18 protein-coding genes are annotated in these 19,974 nt (G+C 61.7%); 16 read left to right on the top strand and 2 right to left on the bottom strand.

The features are described 5' to 3' along the window. Positions 1-169 precede the first annotated feature (169 nt). From LU671_RS17615 to LU671_RS17595, 5 genes are all read left to right on the top strand, one after another. Entirely contained in the window at positions 170-406 is a 237-nt protein-coding gene (locus LU671_RS17615; RefSeq protein ID WP_232856387.1) for a hypothetical protein, read from the top strand. Positions 407-542: 136 nt separating this feature from the next. Further along, positions 543-1,985, top strand: a complete 1,443-nt coding sequence (locus LU671_RS17610; protein ID WP_203651806.1) for an aminotransferase-like domain-containing protein — start codon at positions 543-545, stop codon at positions 1,983-1,985. Positions 1,986-2,047: 62 nt separating this feature from the next. After that, positions 2,048-2,524 (top strand): hypothetical protein, encoded by a 477-nt coding sequence (locus tag LU671_RS17605; RefSeq protein WP_232856386.1) that lies wholly within the window; start codon positions 2,048-2,050, stop codon positions 2,522-2,524. Positions 2,525-2,631: 107 nt separating this feature from the next. Beyond that, positions 2,632-2,886 (top strand): YkgJ family cysteine cluster protein, encoded by a 255-nt coding sequence (locus LU671_RS17600; RefSeq protein ID WP_203651810.1) that lies wholly within the window; start codon positions 2,632-2,634, stop codon positions 2,884-2,886. Positions 2,887-2,919: 33 nt separating this feature from the next. After that, positions 2,920-3,525: an START domain-containing protein gene (locus tag LU671_RS17595; protein ID WP_232856385.1), complete on the top strand. Its 606-nt coding sequence runs from the start codon at positions 2,920-2,922 to the stop codon at positions 3,523-3,525. Between the two features lie 207 nt (positions 3,526-3,732). On the opposite strand, the gene gltA is transcribed toward LU671_RS17595, so the two are convergent. Further along, positions 3,733-5,022: a citrate synthase gene (gene gltA / locus LU671_RS17590; RefSeq protein WP_203651814.1), complete on the bottom strand. Its 1,290-nt coding sequence runs from the start codon at positions 5,020-5,022 to the stop codon at positions 3,733-3,735. 352 nt (positions 5,023-5,374) lie between these two features. Here gltA and sdhC point away from each other — a divergent pair, with 352 nt between their 5' ends. The 11 genes from sdhC to LU671_RS17535 all read left to right on the top strand — a co-directional run bounded on the left by sdhC (position 5,375) and on the right by LU671_RS17535 (position 19,510). After that, the gene (gene sdhC / locus LU671_RS17585) at positions 5,375-5,761 is read left to right on the top strand and encodes a succinate dehydrogenase, cytochrome b556 subunit (RefSeq protein WP_011534755.1); all 387 of its coding nucleotides are present in this window, start codon (positions 5,375-5,377) and stop codon (positions 5,759-5,761) included. Continuing rightward, the gene (sdhD, locus tag LU671_RS17580; protein WP_023628896.1) at positions 5,755-6,123 is read left to right on the top strand and encodes a succinate dehydrogenase, hydrophobic membrane anchor protein; all 369 of its coding nucleotides are present in this window, start codon (positions 5,755-5,757) and stop codon (positions 6,121-6,123) included. Before sdhC ends, sdhD begins: the two co-directional genes overlap by 7 nt. 3 nt (positions 6,124-6,126) lie before the next feature. After that, positions 6,127-7,899 (top strand): succinate dehydrogenase flavoprotein subunit, encoded by a 1,773-nt coding sequence (gene sdhA, locus LU671_RS17575; protein ID WP_023628895.1) that lies wholly within the window; start codon positions 6,127-6,129, stop codon positions 7,897-7,899. A gap of 11 nt (positions 7,900-7,910) precedes the next feature. Continuing rightward, entirely contained in the window at positions 7,911-8,615 is a 705-nt protein-coding gene (locus tag LU671_RS17570) for a succinate dehydrogenase iron-sulfur subunit (protein ID WP_012315348.1), read from the top strand. A 245-nt stretch (positions 8,616-8,860) separates the two neighbouring features. Next, positions 8,861-11,692 (top strand): 2-oxoglutarate dehydrogenase E1 component, encoded by a 2,832-nt coding sequence (locus LU671_RS17565; protein WP_186734737.1) that lies wholly within the window; start codon positions 8,861-8,863, stop codon positions 11,690-11,692. Between the two features lie 41 nt (positions 11,693-11,733). Next, entirely contained in the window at positions 11,734-12,957 is a 1,224-nt protein-coding gene (odhB, locus tag LU671_RS17560) for a 2-oxoglutarate dehydrogenase complex dihydrolipoyllysine-residue succinyltransferase (RefSeq protein WP_110739477.1), read from the top strand. Positions 12,958-13,049: 92 nt separating this feature from the next. Continuing rightward, positions 13,050-14,486: a dihydrolipoyl dehydrogenase gene (gene lpdA, locus LU671_RS17555; protein WP_028690460.1), complete on the top strand. Its 1,437-nt coding sequence runs from the start codon at positions 13,050-13,052 to the stop codon at positions 14,484-14,486. A gap of 172 nt (positions 14,487-14,658) precedes the next feature. Continuing rightward, on the top strand, positions 14,659-15,825 hold the full coding sequence (sucC, locus tag LU671_RS17550; RefSeq protein WP_232856384.1) for an ADP-forming succinate--CoA ligase subunit beta: 1,167 nt from the start codon (positions 14,659-14,661) through the stop codon (positions 15,823-15,825). Then, positions 15,825-16,709, top strand: a complete 885-nt coding sequence (sucD, locus tag LU671_RS17545) for a succinate--CoA ligase subunit alpha (protein WP_004376004.1) — start codon at positions 15,825-15,827, stop codon at positions 16,707-16,709. The genes sucC and sucD overlap by 1 nt, the downstream gene beginning before the upstream one ends. 457 nt (positions 16,710-17,166) lie before the next feature. Further along, the gene (gene brnQ / locus LU671_RS17540) at positions 17,167-18,480 is read left to right on the top strand and encodes a branched-chain amino acid transport system II carrier protein (RefSeq protein WP_110739479.1); all 1,314 of its coding nucleotides are present in this window, start codon (positions 17,167-17,169) and stop codon (positions 18,478-18,480) included. 280 nt (positions 18,481-18,760) lie between these two features. Further along, positions 18,761-19,510: a DUF599 domain-containing protein gene (locus LU671_RS17535; protein ID WP_203651816.1), complete on the top strand. Its 750-nt coding sequence runs from the start codon at positions 18,761-18,763 to the stop codon at positions 19,508-19,510. Between the two features lie 66 nt (positions 19,511-19,576). Here the strand turns inward: LU671_RS17535 and LU671_RS17530 are convergent, their stop codons facing one another. Next, positions 19,577-19,852, bottom strand: a complete 276-nt coding sequence (locus LU671_RS17530; RefSeq protein ID WP_050706517.1) for a hypothetical protein — start codon at positions 19,850-19,852, stop codon at positions 19,577-19,579. Between the last annotated feature and the right edge of the window lie 122 nt (positions 19,853-19,974).

Here is a 19,974-nt window from a genome sequence, read left to right as displayed (position 1 = left end):
TTTTCGCCCTTACGGCGAGTTCCTTTTTGAAGGATCAAAAAGGAACCAAAAAATCCTCGCTCCATTCATCCGGCCCTCCGCTTCGCTCCGGGCCCCCTCACTCCGGCCTTGCTCCCGGGAGGACCGCGCTGCAGGGCCCATCCTGGGCCCCAGCGCTTGACGGGCATCCATGCCCGTCACCTCCCTCCGCAAGGCCTGCGTTCGGCCTCCTGAAGTCGCGAAGGTACGGGCGGCGCCTGGGCTGGCGCAGCTGTCGCTAGCTGGGTGTGGCGATAGACTCTCGATCGGCAACGGCAACGGCAACGGCAACGGCAACGGCAACGGCAACGGCAACGGCAACGGCAACGGCAACGGCGGGCAGGGTCACCACTCTGTGCGTTCGTCGGCGCGCCGACTCAAACATTAATCGTTTCTCTGTCACGCAACTGTATTGTTGACTATCCTGCGATCTGTCCCAGTACACTTCGCAACTGTTACGGTATTCTGCCTCGGCAGTGAGTCGCACAAGAACAACGATCCCGTCCGCGCTTCGAGAACACGCCATGACCAACCTGCTGCTGTACCAGCGTATCGCCCAGCAACTGGCCGATGACATCCGCCGGGGTGTCTACCAGCCGGGCGAACGGGTGCCGTCGGTACGCAAGATGAGCGCCCAGCTCAATGTCAGCCACGCCACCGTGCTGCAGGCTTATGCCAATCTCGAGGACCAGGGCCTGATCCGTGCCCGGCCGCAGTCGGGCTACTATGTCCACCAGACTCCGGCGCTGACGGCGCAGACCCCGGATATCGCCCGGGTCGAGCGCCCCGGGCTGGTCACCCGGGCGAGCATTATCCAGCAGGTACTGGTCGAGGCGCGCCGCGATGGCGTCTTTCCCTTCGGCGCGGCGGTGCCCCATGTCGACTACTTGCCCGTGCGCGCCCTGCACCAGCAGTTGGCCAAGGTGACGCGCTTCCATAGCCCGCGTGCCTTCAGCTACATGTTCAGCCCCGGCTTCGAGCCGCTGCGCCGGCAGATCGCCATCCGCATGCGCGATGCTGGTGTACTGGTCGATCCCCGTGAAGTGGTGGTGACTCATGGTTGCGTCGATGCCCTGCAGATGTCGCTGCGGGTCCTGACCCGGCCGGGCGACCTGATCGCCGCCGAATCGCCTACCTACTATGGGCTGCTGCAACTGGCGGACCTGCTCGGGCTCAAGGTCATCGAAATCCCCAGCGATCCCTCCACCGGCATCAGCCTGGAGGCCCTGCAACTGGCCGCCAACCAGTGGTCGATCAAGGCCCTGGTGCTGACGGCGCGGTTGAGCAACCCGCTGGGTGGCACCATTCCCGAAGAGCGGCAGAAACAGTTGCTGCGCCTGGCCTCGGATTTCGACATCCAGATTGTCGAGGATGATATCTACGGCGAGCTGATGTTCGAGCAAGGGCGCACCAAGTCGCTCAAGGCGTTCGATCGGCTGGACCGGGTGATCTACTGCTCGAGCTTCTCCAAGACCTTGTCGCCGGGAGTGCGGGTCGGCTGGATGATCGCTGGGCGCTATCAGGACGAGATCCAGCGACTGCAGACCTTCACTACCCACTCGGCGTGCAGCGTCACGCAGATGGCGGTGGCCGCCTACCTGGAGAATGGTGGCTACGATCGGCATTTGCGCTTCATCCGACAGGAATACCGCAAGAACCTCAGCGCCTACCAGCTGGCGGTGCAGCAGCACTTCCCGGAAGGCACGCAGATGACCCGGCCCACCGGTGGCTTCATTCTCTGGGTCAGTCTGCCGGGGCGGGTCAATACCCAGGAACTGCATGTGCGGGCGTTGGAGCAGGGCATCAGCATTGCCCCCGGGCTGATCTTCAGCAATACCGAGCAGTTCAACCACTGTATCCGGCTCAATTGCGGCATTCCCTGGAATCGGGAGGCTGAGCGTGCAGTGATGACGCTGGGGTTGCTGGCCCAGCAATTGTGCCGGGAATCGAACGGCATGCTGTTGTAGGCTTGTCAGACGAGCCGGGAACAGGGAGCATACGCGCTTTACTGCTTGCGTTCCTGGTACCCATGAATCTGTTTCGTCCTCTCGTCATCGCCCTGTGTTTCGGCTTGCCCTGGCTGTCGGTCGGTGCGGTGCAGGCTGCCGAACCGGCGGCCAAGGCGCAGGGTGTACACAAACCGGCGAACAAGGCGTCCAGCAAGGCCCCTGCCAAACCGCAGGCCAAGCCGGTAACCAAGGCGAAGCCCAAGCCCAAACCGAAGGCCAGGGCTGTCAGCAAGGCCGTCGCCAAACCGCTGCCCCAGCCGAAGATCGACCTGAGCCTGCCCAGGGACATGGTCAAGCATCTCGAGCCGGACCTCGGCGACGGGCCGGTGGTGCGCAAGCCGCTGTTGCCCTCGATGTTCCCCACCAAGCCCGAATCCGACAGCAGTCCGTTCCAGCTCAACGGCCGGCTGATCAGCAACGAAATGCAGTTGCAGCTGCGCAACGACAGTCGGCGGGACGTGGAGGGCGCAGCCATCGAATTCGAATTCCGCAACTGACTGCCGGGTCATGGGTGATTTCATCCGTCCGGCAATTTCAAACATATGTTTGAGCGGTTAGTATCCAGGGACGTTCGTCCCGTTTTGCTCCTGGGAGACCTGTTGTCATGAAATGCCGCGAGGGCTGCGGTGCCTGCTGCATCGCCCCGTCCATCAGTTCGCCGATCCCTGGCATGCCGCAGGGCAAGCCGGCCGGCGAACGCTGCCTGCACCTGAATGTCGAAAACCTCTGTGCGCTGTTCGGCAGGCCCGAGCGGCCGCAGGTGTGTGGTGGCTTCAAGGCGGAAGCGGACATCTGTGGCAACGATCGTGACGAGGCCATCCGTATCATCGGGTGGCTGGAGCAGATGACGGCGGCGTGACAGGTTGGATCTTCGACAACAAGGAACAAGATGATGAGATCGATCAAAGGTATTGCACTGCTGTGTGGCATGGGCGTCCTGCTGGCACCGACGGCCTGGGCCGAGAACTGGCAGGTGGCCAAGGACGAGGAGGGGATCAAGGTTTCCCTCAGCGAGGTGGCCGGCTCGAAGTACAAGGCCTATCGCGGCGTGACCGTGATCAAGGCGCCGCTGGCCAAGGTCAAGGCGCTGCAGGAAGACGTGGTGGGGGCCTGTGCCTGGATCCACGAGTGCAAGTCGCAGAAGCTGCTCAAGAGCGAAGGCGACCAGAGCTGGACCTACACCCAGTTCAACACGCCCTGGCCGGTGACGCCGCGGGATTCGATCCTGCATGTGACCACGGTCCAGGAGGCTGATGGCAGCCTGACCCGAAAGCTCCAGGAAGAGCCGAAGTATCTGCCGGAGGAAAAAGGCTTCGTGCGTGTCGCCCAGGTGGAAGGCTTCTGGAAGCTGGTGCCTAAAGGTGACAGCACCGAGGTGACCTATCAGGTGCACACCGAGCCGGGCGGCAGTGTGCCGTCGTGGCTGGCCAACAAGTTCGTGGTCGATGCACCGTTCAATACCCTCAAGGGGTTGAAAGAGCGCGCGGAGAAGAACTAAAGGCTGGCTGGCCTGTTCCCTGTAGGAGCGGCCTTGTGCCGCGAAAGGGCTGCGCAAGGCCCCAGGATCTCGAGTCAGGCTCAAGATCGCCGGGGCTGCTGTGCAGCCCTTTCGCGGCACAAGGCCGCTCCTACACAGGGGAAGGGTATATAGGCCGGAACAAAAAAGGCTGCCCGAGGGCAGCCTTTTTGCGTTCAGCCAAGAGGCTTACTTGCGGTCCTTCAGCTCAACGATGTCACGCTGCTCGTAACCGGTGTACAGCTGGCGCGGACGGCCGATCTTGTACGGGCTGGAGAGCATTTCCTTCCAGTGCGAGATCCAGCCCACGGTGCGTGCCAGGGCGAAGATCACGGTGAACATGCTGGTCGGAATGCCGATGGCCTTGAGGATGATGCCCGAGTAGAAGTCGACGTTCGGGTACAGCGAGCGCTCGACGAAGTACGGATCGGTCAGGGCGATCTCTTCCAGGCGCATGGCCAGTTCCAGCTGCGGATCGTTCTTGATGCCGAGTTCGCTGAGGACTTCGTCGCAGGTCTGCTTCATCACGGTGGCGCGCGGGTCGCGGTTCTTGTACACGCGGTGACCGAAGCCCATGAGCTTGAACGGGTCGTTCTTGTCCTTGGCCTTGGCGATGAACTTGTCGATGTTCGAGACATCGCCGATTTCATCGAGCATGGTCAGTACCGCTTCGTTCGCGCCGCCGTGGGCCGGGCCCCACAGTGCGGCGATGCCGGCGGCGATACAGGCGAACGGGTTGGCGCCCGAGGAGCCCGCCAGGCGCACGGTGGAGGTGGAGGCGTTCTGCTCGTGGTCGGCGTGGAGGATGAAGATCCGGTCCATTGCCTTGGCCAGCACCGGGCTGATCGGTTTGATCTCGCACGGGGTGTTGAACATCATGTGCAGGAAGTTCTCCGCGTACGACAGGTCGTTGCGCGGGTACATCATGGGCTGGCCCATGGAGTACTTGTAGACCATCGCGGCCAGGGTCGGCATCTTGGCGACCAGGCGCACCGCGGAGATTTCGCGGTGCTGCGGGTTATTGATGTCCAGCGAGTCGTGATAGAACGCCGACAGGGCGCCGACCACGCCGCACATCACCGCCATCGGGTGGGCGTCGCGGCGGAAGCCGTTGAAGAACGACTTCAACTGCTCGTGAACCATGGTGTGGTTCTTCACGGTGCTGACGAACTGGGCCTTCTGCTCGGCATTCGGCAGTTCGCCGTTGAGCAGCAGGTAGCAGGTCTCGAGGTAGTCCGACTGTTCGGCGAGCTGTTCGATCGGGTAGCCGCGGTGCAGCAGGATGCCCTTGTCGCCGTCAATATAGGTGATCTTCGACTCGCACGAGGCGGTCGCCATGAAGCCGGGGTCGAAGGTGAAGTGGCCGGATGCCCCCAACCCGCGGACGTCGATAACATCGGGACCAACGGTGCCGGTTAAAATGGGCAGCTCGACGGGGGCAGCGCCCTCGATGATCAACTGCGCTTTTTTGTCAGCCATGTGGCCTCCTATTAATGCTTGAAATCATCAGACAGACCCCCCACGCAGGGCCCGCACCACTATAGAGGGATAAATTCGAATGTCAATTTGCCTAAAGGCTGGTTGAAACGCCCCTTGAAGCCTGGTTTTTCACGAAATTCTCGCCCGTTTACGCCTTTTGTTCACTAAAGGCAATGCGCTATTTGGGCGAGCCCCTCACGTTGTCATAAGCAGCCTAACTGTCTATACTCGGCAGCCGACTCCCAGGGGCTTTCAAGCCCGCCCTGCTGGGTGTCGTCGCTCTCCTGGGTGGTGGGTACCTGACCAGTACACTTACCAACAACTTTGCCCTGTTAGCTAGGGGCTCTTCAGTGTGAAAAAAGCCGTGAAAAGCCAACGACCTGTAAACCTAGACCTAAGGACCATCAAACTCCCGATCACCGCGTACACGTCCATTCTTCACCGTATCTCCGGCGTCATCCTGTTCCTCGGCCTTGCCATCATGCTTTACGCACTGGGCAAGTCGCTGGGTAGCGAGGAAGGCTTTGCCGAGGTGAAGGCGTGTCTGACCAGTCCGCTGGCCAAACTGGTGACCTGGGGCCTGCTGTCCGGCCTGCTGTATCACCTCGTGGCAGGTGTGCGCCACCTGATCATGGACATGGGCATCGGTGAGACGCTGGAAGGCGGCAAGCTGGGCTCGAAAATCGTGATCGTCATCTCCGTGGTGCTGATCGTTCTGGCAGGAGTTTGGGTATGGTAACTAACGTCACGAACCTGTCGCGTTCGGGCCTCTACGACTGGATGGCGCAGCGCGTCTCGGCGGTCGTTCTCGCGGCTTACTTCATCTTCCTGATCGGCTACCTCGCCGCCCACCCGGGCATCGACTACGCCCAGTGGCACGCTCTGTTCACCAACAACGCGATGCGCATCTTCAGTCTGCTGGCCCTCGTTGCCCTGGGCGCCCACGCCTGGGTCGGCATGTGGACCATTGCCACCGACTACCTGACGCCGATGGCGTTCGGCAAGTCGGCGACTGCGATTCGTTTCCTGTTCCAGGCGGTATGCGGCGTAGCGATGTTCGCTTACTTCGTCTGGGGTGTGCAGATTCTCTGGGGTATCTGATTCATGGCTAACATTCCTACGATTTCCTTCGACGCCATCATTATCGGTGGCGGCGGCGCTGGCATGCGCGCAGCGCTGCAGCTGGCTCAAGGCGGCCACAAGACTGCCGTAGTCACCAAGGTGTTCCCGACCCGTTCGCACACCGTTTCCGCCCAGGGCGGCATCACCTGCGCCATCGCTTCGGCCGACCCGAATGACGACTGGCGCTGGCACATGTACGACACCGTCAAGGGTTCCGACTACATCGGTGACCAGGACGCGATCGAGTACATGTGTCAGGAAGGCCCGGCCGCGGTCTTCGAGCTGGACCACATGGGTCTGCCGTTCTCGCGTACCGAGACCGGTCGCATCTATCAGCGTCCGTTCGGTGGCCAGTCCAAGGACTTCGGTAAAGGTGGCCAGGCCGCCCGTACCTGCGCCGCTTCCGACCGTACCGGTCACGCGCTGCTGCACACCCTGTACCAGGGCAACCTGAAGGCAGGCACCACCTTCCTCAACGAGTACTACGCCGTCGACCTGGTGAAGAACCAGGACGGCGCCTTCGTCGGTGTGATCGCGATCTGCATCGAAACCGGCGAAACCATGTACATCAAGTCCAAGGCCACCGTGCTGGCGACTGGCGGTGCGGGCCGTATCTATGCCTCCACCACCAACGCCCTGATCAATACCGGCGACGGTATCGGCATGGCGCTGCGTGCCGGTGTACCGGTGCAGGACATCGAGATGTGGCAGTTCCACCCGACCGGCATCGCCGGCGCCGGTGTACTGGTAACCGAAGGTTGCCGTGGTGAAGGTGGCTACCTGATCAACGCCCACGGCGAGCGCTTCATGGAGCGTTATGCGCCGAACGCGAAAGACCTGGCTGGCCGCGACGTGGTTGCCCGTTCCATGGTCAAAGAGATCATCGCCGGCAACGGCGTGGGCCCGAACAAGGACCACGTGCTGCTGAAGCTGGATCACCTGGGCGAGGAAGTGCTGCACAGCCGCCTGCCAGGTATCTGCGAGCTGTCCAAGACCTTCGCCCACGTCGACCCTGTGGTCGCGCCGGTCCCGGTCGTTCCGACCTGCCACTACATGATGGGCGGCGTTGCCACCAACATTCATGGCCAGGCCATCACCATGGACGCCGAAGGCAAGGACCACATCATTCCGGGCCTGTTCGCGGTCGGTGAGGTGGCGTGCGTATCGGTCCATGGCGCCAACCGCCTGGGCGGCAACTCGCTGCTCGACCTGGTGGTGTTCGGCCGTGCCGCCGGCCTGCACCTGGAAAAGGCGCTGACCGAAGGCGTCGAGTACCGCGATGCCAGCGACACCGACGTCGATGTTGCCCTGAACCGCCTGAACAAGCTCAATGAGCGTACCAGCGGTGAAGACGTGGCAAGCCTGAAGCGCGAACTGCAAAGCTGCATGCAGAACTACTTCGGTGTATTCCGTACCGGCGAATACATGCAGAAGGGTATCGAGCAGCTGGCTGGCCTGCGTGACCGCATCGCCAACGTCAAGATCAACGACAAGTCCCAGGCCTTCAACACCGCGCGTATCGAAGCGCTGGAGCTGCAGAACCTGCTGGAAGTCGCCGAAGCGACCGCCATTGCCGCTGAAGCCCGTAAAGAGTCCCGCGGCGCGCACGCCCGTGAAGACTTCGAAGACCGTGACGACGAGAACTGGCTGTGCCACACCCTGTACTACCCGGGTGAGAAGCGCGTTGCCAAGCGTGGCGTCAACTTTGCGCCGAAGACAGTTCCTGCCTTCGAACCAAAAGTCCGGACTTACTAAGGGTGGCTGCTATGTTGAAAGTCGAAGTTTATCGTTACAACCCCGACACCGACTCGGCGCCCAAGATGGAGTCGTTCGACGTCGATACCGGCGGCAAGGACCTGATGGTTCTGGACGTGCTGGCGCTGATCAAGGAAAAGGACGAGGGCTTCTCGTACCGTCGCTCCTGCCGTGAAGGCGTGTGTGGTTCCGATGGCATGAACATGAACGGCAAGAACGGCCTGGCCTGCATCACCCCGCTGTCGGGTGTGGTCAAGGGCAACAAGCTGGTCCTGCGTCCGCTGCCTGGCCTGCCGGTCATTCGTGACCTGGTGGTCGATATGAGCATCTTCTACAAGCAGTACGAGAAGGTGAAGCCTTTCCTGCAGAACGACACGCCGGCCCCGGCCATCGAGCGTCTGCAGTCGCCGGAAGATCGCGACAAGCTGGACGGTCTGTACGAGTGCATCCTGTGCGCCTGCTGCTCGACCTCCTGCCCGTCGTTCTGGTGGAACCCGGACAAGTTCCTGGGCCCCGCCGCACTGCTGCAGGCCTACCGCTTCCTGGCCGACAGCCGTGACACCAAGACTCAGGAGCGCCTGGCGTCCCTGGATGACCCGTTCAGCGTATTCCGCTGCCGCGGGATCATGAACTGCGTGAACGTTTGCCCGAAAGGTCTGAATCCGACCAAGGCAATCGGCCACGTACGTAACATGCTGCTGCAAAGCGGCACCTGATTCAAAGCGTTGTACCTGCAGTAAGCCGAGGTGCGGGTGGTGAGCCCGCACTGAGGTAAAACCCGAGCAAGGGCCCAAAAAGCCCGCGCTCATTACCTATGAAGATATGAGACCAGCAGGGGCTTCCGGGCTGGTACCCGGAAAATCAGCAGGATCCAGGTGGCGTGGTTCAGTCGCTGTGTTCGGACTTTTCCAGGTTTGCTGTGGCTCTCGCCGATCAGTCCCCTAACCGAGGGTGACCAAGCATGCAAGAAAGCGTGATGCAGCGCATGTGGGATAGCGCCCACCTTTCAGGTGGTAACGCTGCATATGTGGAAGAGCTTTATGAGCTCTACCTGCACGACCCTAACGCTGTGCCAGAAGAGTGGCGCACTTACTTCCAGAAGTTGCCCGCCGACGGCAGCACCGCTACCGATGTATCGCACTCGACGATCCGCGACCATTTCGTACTGCTGGCAAAGAACCAGCGCCGCGCCCAACCGGTATCCGCCGGGAGCGTGAGCAGTGAACACGAGAAGAAGCAGGTTGAAGTGCTGCGACTGATCCAGGCCTATCGTATGCGCGGCCATCAGGCTGCCAAGCTCGACCCGTTGGGGTTGTGGCAGCGTCCTGCGCCCGTAGACCTGTCGATCAATCACTACGGCTTGACCAATGCCGATCTTGATACGACCTTCCGTGCCGGCGACCTGTTCATCGGCAAAGAGGAAGCGAGCCTACGCGAAATCTTCGAAGCGCTGCAGAAGACATATTGTCGCACCATTGGCGCCGAGTTCACCCACATCGTCGATTCCGAGCAGCGCAGCTGGTTCCAGCAGCGCCTGGAAAGCGTACGTGGCCGTCCGGAATTCTCCGCCGACGTGCAGGCTCACCTGCTCGAGCGCGTCACGGCCGGTGAGGGCCTGGAGAAGTACCTGGGCACCAAGTACCCGGGCACCAAGCGCTTCGGCCTCGAGGGTGGCGAAAGCCTGATCCCGATGCTGGACGAAATGATCCAGCGCTCCGGTTCCTACGGCACCAAGGAAGTCGTGATCGGCATGGCCCACCGTGGTCGCCTCAACGTGCTCGTCAACACCTTCGGCAAGAACCCGCGCGAGCTGTTCGACGAGTTCGAAGGCAAGAAGATGAACGAGCTGGGCTCCGGTGACGTGAAGTATCACCAGGGCTTCTCCTCCAACGTGATGACTCCCGGTGGCGAAGTCCACCTGGCCATGGCGTTCAACCCCTCCCACCTGGAAATCGTCTCGCCAGTGGTGGAAGGTTCGGTTCGCGCCCGCCAGGATCGCCGCAACGACACCGTTGGCGACAAGGTTCTGCCGATCTCCATCCACGGTGACGCAGCATTCGCCGGCCAGGGTGTGGTCATGGAAACCTTCCAGATGTCGCAGACCCGCGGTTTCAAGACCGGCGGCACCGTGCACATCGTGATCAACAACCAGGTCGGTTTCACCATCAGCAACCCGCTGGACGCGCGCTCCACCGAGTACGCCACCGACGTTGCCAAGATGATCCAGGCGCCGATCCTGCACGTGAACGGCGACGATCCGGAAGCGGTGATGTTCGTCACCCAGCTGGCCATCGACTATCGCATGCAGTTCAAGCGTGACGTGGTCATCGACCTGGTCTGCTACCGTCGTCGCGGCCACAACGAGGCCGACGAGCCGAACGGCACCCAGCCTTTGATGTACCAGCAGATCAGCAAGCAGCGCACTACCCGTGAGCTGTACGCCGAGCAGCTGATCAGCGCCGGTCGCATCGACGCCGAGCGCGCCCAGGCCAAGATCGACGAGTACCGCAACGCCCTGGACAACGGTCTGCACGTGGTCAAGAGCCTGGTCAAGGAGCCTAACCGCGAGCTGTTCGTCGACTGGCGTCCATACCTGGGCCATGCCTGGACCGCGCGTCACGACACCCGCTTCGACCTCAAGACCCTGCAGGAGCTGTCGGCCAAGCTGCTCGAGCTGCCTGAAGGTTTCGTCGTCCAGCGCCAGGTCGCGAAGATCTACGAAGATCGCCAGAAGATGCAGGCCGGTGGCTTGCCGATCAACTGGGGTTATGCAGAGACCATGGCCTACGCCACCCTGCAGTTCGAAGGTCACCCGATCCGCATGACCGGCCAGGACATCGGCCGTGGCACCTTCTCGCACCGTCACGCGGTGCTGCACAACCAGAAGGACGCCAGCACCTACGTGCCGCTGAAGAACCTGTTCCCGGGCCAGCCGCGTTTCGACCTGTACGACTCCTTCCTCTCGGAAGAAGCGGTACTGGCCTTCGAATACGGCTACTCGACCACCACGCCGAACGCGCTGGTGATCTGGGAAGCCCAGTTCGGCGACTTCGCCAACGGTGCGCAAGTGGTGATCGACCAGTTCATCACCAGCGGCGAGCACAAGTGGGGCCGCCTGTGCGGTCTGACCATGCTGCTGCCGCACGGCTATGAAGGCCAGGGTCCGGAGCACTCCTCCGCGCGTCTGGAACGCTACCTGCAGCTGTGCGCCGAGCACAACATCCAGGTTTGCGTGCCGACCACCCCGGCACAGATCTACCACCTGCTGCGTCGCCAGGTCATCCGTCCGCTGCGCAAACCGCTGGTCGTGCTGACGCCGAAGTCGCTGCTGCGCCACAAGCTGGCCATCTCGACCCTGGAAGACCTGGCCGATGGCTCGTTCCAGACCGTGATCCCGGAAATCGACACCCTGGATCCGGCCAAGGTCGAGCGCCTGGTCCTGTGCGGTGGCAAGGTCTACTACGATCTGCTGGAAAAACGCCGTGCCGAAGGCCGCGAAGATATCGCCATCGTGCGTATCGAGCAGCTGTATCCGTTCCCTGAGGACGACCTGGTCGAAATCCTCGCGCCTTACACCAACCTCAAGCACGCAGTGTGGTGTCAGGAAGAGCCGATGAACCAGGGCGCCTGGTACAGCAGCCAGCACCACATGCGCCGTATCCTGGGTCGCCACAACAAGGCGCTGGTCCTGGAATACGCCGGTCGCGACGCTTCCGCCGCGCCAGCCTGTGGTTACGCATCGAAGCACGCCGAACAGCAGGAAAAACTGCTGCAAGACGCCTTCACTGTCTAACGCCTCGCGCACCTGAAACCGAATTTAAGGAAACACAGATAATGGCTATCGAGATCAAAGCCCCAACCTTCCCGGAATCGGTTGCCGATGGCACCGTTGCCACCTGGCACAAGCAGCCGGGCGACGCCGTCAAGCGTGACGAGCTGATCGTCGACATCGAGACCGACAAGGTCGTCCTGGAAGTCCTGGCCACCGCCGACGGCGTGCTGGGCGCCATCGTCAAGGGCGAGGGCGACACCGTCCTGTCCGACGAAGTCCTGGGCTCGATCGTTGAAGGTGGCGCCGCCGCCGCAGCTCCGGCTGCCGCGCCTGCCGCTGCTGCTCCGGCCGCCGCTGCCGCCGATGCTGGCGAAGACGACCCGGTCGCCGCTCCAGCCGCGCGCAAGCTGGCTGAAGAGAACGGCATCGACCTGGCTACCGTTGCCGGCACCGGCAAGGGCGGTCGCATCACCAAGGAAGACGTCGTCGCTGCCGTCGCCAACAAGAAGTCGGCCCCTGCCGCTGCACCGGCTGCCAAGCCGGCCGCCGCTGCCGCTGCCCCGGTCGTCGTCGCCGCTGGCGACCGCACCGAGAAGCGTGTGCCGATGACCCGCCTGCGCGCCAAGATCGCCGAGCGTCTGGTCGAAGCACAGTCGAACATGGCCATGCTGACCACCTTCAACGAAGTCGACATGACCGAAGTCATGGCCCTGCGTTCGAAGTACAAGGACCTGTTCGAGAAGACCCACAACGGCGTGCGCCTGGGCTTCATGTCGTTCTTCGTCAAGGCGGCCACCGAGGCGCTGAAGCGCTTCCCGGCGGTCAACGCCTCGATCGACGGCAACGACATCGTCTACCACGGCTTTGCTGACGTCGGCGTCGCCGTCTCCAGCGACCGTGGCCTGGTGGTACCGGTGCTGCGCAACGCCGAATCGATGAGCCTGGCCGAAATCGAGAACGGCATCGCCACCTTCGGCAAGAAAGCCCGTGACGGCAAGCTGTCGATCGAAGAGATGACTGGCGGTACCTTCACCATCACCAACGGTGGTACCTTCGGCTCGATGATGTCGACCCCGATCGTCAACCCGCCGCAGGCCGCGATCCTGGGTATGCACAACATCATCCAGCGCCCGATGGCCATCAATGGCCAAGTGGTGATCCGCCCGATGATGTACCTGGCGCTGTCCTATGACCACCGCCTGATCGACGGCAAGGAAGCGGTAACCTTCCTGGTGACCATCAAGAACCTGCTGGAAGATCCGTCTCGCCTGCTGCTGGACATCTAATCAACTAGCCGCGCGCCGCCGGCCCCGCTCTTCGCAAGAGGCGGGGCCGTGCGGTAGGCGGCCTGTAGCTTGTAGCTGATAAGGAATCTTTTATGACCCAGAAATTCGACGTAGTGGTGATTGGTGCAGGTCCTGGCGGCTATGTTGCCGCCATCAAGGCTGCCCAACTCGGTCTGAAGACTGCCTGTATCGAGAAATACACCGACGCCGAGGGCAAGCTGGCCCTGGGCGGCACCTGCCTGAACGTGGGTTGCATTCCGTCCAAGGCGCTGCTGGACAGCTCCTGGAAGTACAAGGAAGCCAAAGAGAGCTTCAACGTGCACGGTATCTCCACTGGTGAAGTGAAGATGGACGTTGCCGCGATGGTTGGCCGCAAGGCCGGCATCGTCAAGAACCTGACCGGTGGCGTCGCCACCCTGTTCAAGGCCAACGGCGTCACTTCGATCCAGGGCCACGGCAAGCTGCTGGCCGGCAAGAAAGTCGAAGTCACCAAGGCTGACGGCACCACCGAAGTCATCGAAGCCGAGAACGTGATCCTGGCCTCCGGTTCGCGTCCGATCGACATTCCGCCGGCCCCGGTCGACCAGAACGTCATCGTCGACTCCACCGGCGCCCTGGAATTCCAGAGCGTACCGAAGCGCCTGGGCGTCATCGGTGCCGGCGTGATCGGCCTGGAGCTGGGCTCGGTATGGGCTCGCCTGGGTGCCGAAGTCACCGTCCTGGAAGCCCTGGACACCTTCCTGATGGCTGCCGACACCGCCGTGTCGAAAGAAGCCCAGAAGACCCTGACCAAGCAAGGCCTGGACATCAAGCTGGGCGCTCGCGTCACCGGCTCGAAAGTCAACGGCAACGAAGTCGAAGTCACCTACACCAACGCCGAAGGCGAGCAGAAGATCACCTTCGACAAGCTGATCGTCGCGGTCGGCCGTCGTCCGGTGACCACCGACCTGCTGGCCGCCGACAGCGGCGTGACCATCGACGAGCGTGGCTACATCTTCGTCGATGACCACTGCGCCACCAGCGTTCCGGGCGTCTACGCCATCGGTGACGTGGTGCGCGGCATGATGCTGGCGCACAAGGCCTCGGAAGAGGGCATCATGGTCGTCGAGCGCATCAAGGGCCACAAGGCCCAGATGAACTACGACCTGATCCCGTCGGTTATCTACACCCACCCGGAAATCGCGTGGGTCGGCAAGACCGAACAAGCCTTGAAGGCCGAGGGTGTTGAGGTTAACGTAGGCACCTTCCCGTTCGCGGCCAGCGGCCGTGCGATGGCAGCCAACGATACCGGTGGTTTCGTCAAGGTCATCGCCGACGCCAAGACCGACCGCGTCCTGGGTGTTCACGTGATTGGCCCGTCGGCTGCCGAACTGGTACAGCAGGGCGCGATTGCAATGGAATTCGGCACCAGTGCCGAGGATCTGGGCATGATGGTCTTCAGCCATCCGACCCTGTCCGAAGCGTTGCATGAAGCAGCGCTGGCGGTGAATGGCGGTGCCATTCACGTCGCCAACCGTAAGAAGCGTTAATTATAAGAAACCACGGCGGTCTGCCCGTCGTGGGTCTTGCGTGCAAGACTCACCGCGGAACGTCCGCCGGACCGGATCACATGGGAAAACCCGGGGTCAACGGTCACAGGTGGTGCGGCGCCAGTAATGGCGCAGCGCCGAAGCGCAGTACCTAACGAAGACGGTAAAAAGCATGAATCTTCACGAGTATCAGGGTAAGCAGCTGTTCGCTGAATACGGCCTGCCAGTTTCCAAGGGTTTCGCAGTCGACACCCCTGAAGCTGCAGCAGAAGCCTGCGACAAGATCGGCGGTTCCGAGTGGGTTGTAAAAGCCCAGGTTCACGCGGGTGGTCGCGGTAAAGCGGGCGGCGTCAAGCTGGTTCGCAGCAAGGAAGACGCCAAGGCGTTCGCTGCCCAGTGGCTTGGCAAGAACCTGGTTACCTACCAGACCGACGCCAATGGTCAGCCAGTTTCCAAGATCCTGGTCGAATCCTGCACTGACATCGCCAAAGAGCTGTACCTGGGCGCTGTAGTCGATCGTTCGAGCCGCCGCATCGTGTTCATGGCTTCCACCGAAGGTGGCGTGGACATCGAGAAAGTCGCTCACGACACTCCTGAGAAGATCCTCAAGGCCACCATCGATCCGCTGGTCGGCGCTCAGCCGTTCCAGGGTCGCGAGCTGGCGTTCCAGCTGGGCCTGGAAGGCAAGCAAGTTCAGCAGTTCGCCAAGATCTTCGTAGGCCTGGCCAAGCTGTTCAAGGATCACGATCTGGCCCTGCTGGAAGTGAACCCGCTGGTGATCAAGGCCGACGGCGATCTGCACTGCCTCGATGCCAAGATCAACATCGACGCCAACGCCATGTACCGTCAGCCGAAGCTGAAGACCTTCCACGACCCGTCGCAGGACGACGCCCGTGAAGCCCACGCCGCCAAGTTCGAACTGAACTACGTTGCCCTTGAAGGCAACATCGGCTGCATGGTCAACGGTGCCGGCCTGGCCATGGGTACCATGGACATCGTCAACCTGCACGGCGGCAAGCCAGCCAACTTCCTCGACGTAGGCGGCGGCGCTACCAAAGAGCGCGTTACCGAAGCGTTCAAGATCATTCTGTCCGACAGCAATGTCGCGGCCGTCCTGGTCAACATCTTCGGCGGCATCGTTCGCTGCGACATGATTGCCGAAGGCATCATCGGCGCTGTGAAAGAAGTCGGCGTCAAGGTTCCGGTTGTCGTTCGCCTCGAAGGCAACAACGCCGAACTGGGCGCTAAAGTACTGGCAGAAAGCGGTTTGAACATCATTGCGGCAACCAGCCTGACCGACGCTGCTCAACAAGTTGTCAAAGCTGCGGAGGGCACGTAATGAGCGTCCTGATCAATAAAGACACCAAAGTCATCTGCCAGGGCTTCACCGGCTCGCAGGGTACTTTCCACTCCGAACAAGCCATCGCCTACGGCACCAAGATGGTCGGCGGCGTCACCCCGGGCAAGGGTGGCACCACCCACCTGGGCCTGCCGGTGTTCAACACTGTGAAAGAAGCTGTAGAAGCCACCGGCGCTGACGCGTCGGTCATCTACGTACCGGCTCCTTTCTGCAAGGACTCGATCCTGGAAGCCGCCTTCGGTGGCATCAAGCTGATCGTCTGCATCACCGAGGGTATTCCTACCCTCGACATGCTGGACGCCAAGGTCAAGTGCGACGAGCTGGGCGTGACCCTGATCGGCCCGAACTGCCCAGGCGTGATCACTCCGGGCGAGTGCAAGATCGGCATCATGCCGGGTCACATCCACCTGCCAGGCAAGGTCGGTATCGTTTCGCGTTCCGGCACCCTGACCTACGAAGCTGTGAAGCAGACCACCGACGCCGGCTTCGGCCAGTCGACCTGCGTCGGCATCGGCGGTGACCCGATCCCGGGCTCCAACTTCATCGACATCCTGAAGCTGTTCCAGGAAGATCCGAAGACCGAAGCGATCGTCATGATCGGTGAGATCGGCGGTTCCGCTGAAGAAGAAGCCGCGGCCTACATCAAGGCCAACGTGACCAAGCCTGTCGTTTCCTACATCGCCGGTGTTACCGCACCTGCGGGCAAGCGCATGGGCCACGCTGGCGCCATCATCTCCGGTGGCAAGGGTACTGCGGACGAGAAGTTCGCCGCCCTGCAGGACGCCGGTGTTAAAACCGTGCGTTCCCTGGCTGACATCGGCAAGGCCCTGGCCGAGCTGACTGGCTGGGAAGTCAAGAAGTAAGTAACACGCAGTACCCCCCACGCGCACAAAGGCCACCTTCGGGTGGCCTTTGTCGTTGTTGCGGCTGTGCCGGCCTCTTCGCGGGTAAACCCGCTCCCACAGGGCATCACACAATCCCTGTGGGAGCGGGTTTACCCGCGAAGAGGCCGGCACAGGTGATGGGGGAAATTCGATCACCTCAATCAGGATTTTCAACCAGACATCTACCCAAATGAGCAATAAATTGTCGCCTAACACGTTCAACCAGACGACAAACACATACGCACATCGGACAAGCAGCACTGTGCCAGTGCGTTTGTCAGGCAAAACAGGTAGGCTACGCGTTCACTCTGTGCCCGTACCCCAAAAGGGAACGACACGCTAAACGGGTCTGGCTCACCAAGCCGGGCAGCATTTCCCTTCATCCTATGGGAAATCCCCTCCGACTCCCGATTTCAGCAGTGTGGTATTTCCTTAAATGAAAGTGTTAAAAGGCCAGGATATCCTGGCACTTGGCTTTATGACGTTCGCGCTGTTCGTCGGCGCCGGCAACATCATCTTCCCGCCCATCGTCGGCCTGCAATCCGGCCCGAACGTATGGATGGCCGCACTCGGCTTCCTGGTCACCGCCGTAGGCCTGCCGGTCATCACCGTCATCGCCCTGGCCAAGGTCGGTGGCGGCATGGACGCCCTGAGCAGCCCGATCGGCAAGTTCTTCGGTGGCCTGCTGGCGGCCGTGTGCTACCTCTCCGTCGGCCCGCTGTTCGCCACTCCGCGTACCGCGACCGTGTCGTTCGAAGTGGGCGTTGCACCGCTGACCGGCGAGAGCCCGACGGCGCTGCTTATCTACAGCATCGTGTACTTCGCCGTGGTGCTGGCCGTGTCCATGTACCCGGGCAAGCTGCTCGACACCGTGGGCCGTTTCCTCGCGCCGTTGAAGATCATCGCCCTGGCGGTGCTGGGCATCGCGGCCTTCGCCCTGCCGGCCGGCACCATTGGCGAGGCCCAGCCTGCCTACGCCGCCGCTGCGTTCTCCAAAGGGTTCTCCGATGGCTACCTGACCATGGACACCCTGGGCGCCCTGGTCTTCGGTATCGTCATCGTCAACGCCATCCGCTCACGTGGCGTCGAGTCGCCGAAGCTGATCACTCGCTATGCCATCATCGCCGGCCTGATTGCCGGTGTCGGCCTGGTGCTGGTGTATGTCAGCCTGTTCCGCCTCGGCGCGGGCAGCCATGACATCGCCGCCGACGCCACCAACGGCGCGATGGTCCTGCATGCCTACGTGCAGCACACCTTCGGTTCCCTGGGCAGCGGCTTCCTCGCCGTGCTGATCGCCCTGGCCTGCCTGGTGACCGCCGTTGGCCTGACCTGCGCCTGCGCCGAGTATTTCAGCCAGATCCTGCCGTTGTCGTACCGCACCCTGGTGGTGATCCTGGCCGGCTTCTCGCTGGTGATCTCCAACCTGGGCCTGACCAAGCTGATCATGTTCTCGATTCCCGTGCTGACGGCGATCTACCCGCCGTGCATCGTGGTCGTGGGCCTGAGCTTCGTGAAGGACCTGTGGAATTCGCCAACCCGCATCCTGGCCCCGGTCATGCTGGTGTCGCTGGTGTTCGGCGTTGTCGATGCGATCAAGGGCAGCAGCTTTGCCCACGTACTGCCTGACGCCTTGGCCCATCTGCCGTTCAGCAACGAAGGCATGGCCTGGCTGGTGCCTTCGGTGGTCACCCTGGCCGCCGCCGTGGTCTTCGACCGCATGTTGGGCAAGCCGCGCGAGGCGCTGGCCTGATGGATTGAAACCTGAAGGGCAGGGCGCTGGCCACAAGCCGAAGGGCGCCTGACCAAGGTGGATATCGAAACCCCGCTTCCTGTGAAGGAGCGGGGTTTTTTATTACCTGTGCCGGCCCTTTCGCGGGTAAACCCGCTCCCACAAGCACCGTGCGATCCCTGTGGGAGCGGGTTTACCCGCGAAGAGGCCAGTGCAGGAAAAGCCAAAAATGGCGCACATGTGTCTTATGGCGAATCCGGACGTCGAAAACCGGTCTGTTTCTCTTTCACGGGATTCCTGCATGAGCTTCATCCAAAACAACCTGGGCAACCTCCTGGCCGCCTGCTGGTTCGCCATCTGCTGGGGCGGCTACACCCGCTACGCCATCTGGAAAGGCCGCGACACGGCGTGCCTGGCCAGCGTGCTGCACCTGTACCGCGAAGACTGGATGCGCCGCATGCTGCTGCGCGACAACCGCATCGCCGATGCCAGCGTGATCGGCAACCTGGAGCGCAACGCGTCGTTCTTCGCCTCCAGTACCCTGATCATCCTCGCCGGTATCCTCACCGTGCTTGGCGCGTCGGATCGCGCGCTGTCGCTGCTGGCCGACCTGCCATTGGTACAGCAGGCCTCGCAAGGCATGTCGGAAATCAAGCTGCTGTGCCTGGCAACGGTATTCGTCTACGCCTTCTTTACCTTCAGCTGGTGCATGCGCCAATACAACTTCGCCGCGGTGCTGGTGGGCTCGGCCCCGATGATCGGCGAGCGTCTGGTCAACGAACTCGAACGCAAGGCTTTTGCCTCTCGGGCCGCACGAGTACTGTCGCTGGCCGCCAACCAGTTCAACCTGGGGTTGCGTTCGTATTACTTCGGCATGGCCATGTTGAGCTGGTTCATCAGCCCCTGGTTGTTCATGGTCATGAGCGTCGGCGTTGTATTCATCCTGTATCGCCGCGAGTTCCATTCCCATGTGCTGGAAGTGATGGTGTTCACACCGACCGAAAGTGTATCGGTAGAGCCAGGCAAGGACACTTCCGGTATTGCCGGCTGAAGCCTTTCAGCGTTAAACGCAGGTACAAAAAAACCCGACATTGTCGGGTTTTTTTGTACTGCGCGATTACTGCTTGGCAGGTTCGGCAGGTGCAGTGGTCGGCGCTGGGGTAGTCGGCGCGGCTTCCTCGGCGGCCTTCTGCTGCGCTTCGGCCTGATCTTTGGCGGCTTCGGCGTTTTCCTTGGCGGCTTCGTTCATCTTATCCTGAGCTTCGCCCATCTTCTCTTGGGCTTGCTCGGCGTGTTGCTGTGCGTCCTGGGCTTTGTCTTCGCTCGCTTTATCGCAAGCAGCCAGGCCCATGGCAGCGGCCAGCATCAGAGCAAAAGCAAAAGGTTTACGCATGGGGTGTTTCTCCTGGGTGGAATAACTTTACTTGTACCTTCGAGTTCGCCGGGTACGAATAAGTTCCACAAAGGTTACAGATATATAACTGCCCGACCTATATAGACTTTTTATCCATTTTA

The sequence above is a fragment of the Pseudomonas sp. NMI760_13 genome (genome assembly GCF_021283245.1).
Taxonomy (GTDB): domain Bacteria; phylum Pseudomonadota; class Gammaproteobacteria; order Pseudomonadales; family Pseudomonadaceae; genus Aquipseudomonas; species Aquipseudomonas peradeniyensis.
This window is presented reverse-complemented; position numbering and strand designations above follow the sequence as displayed.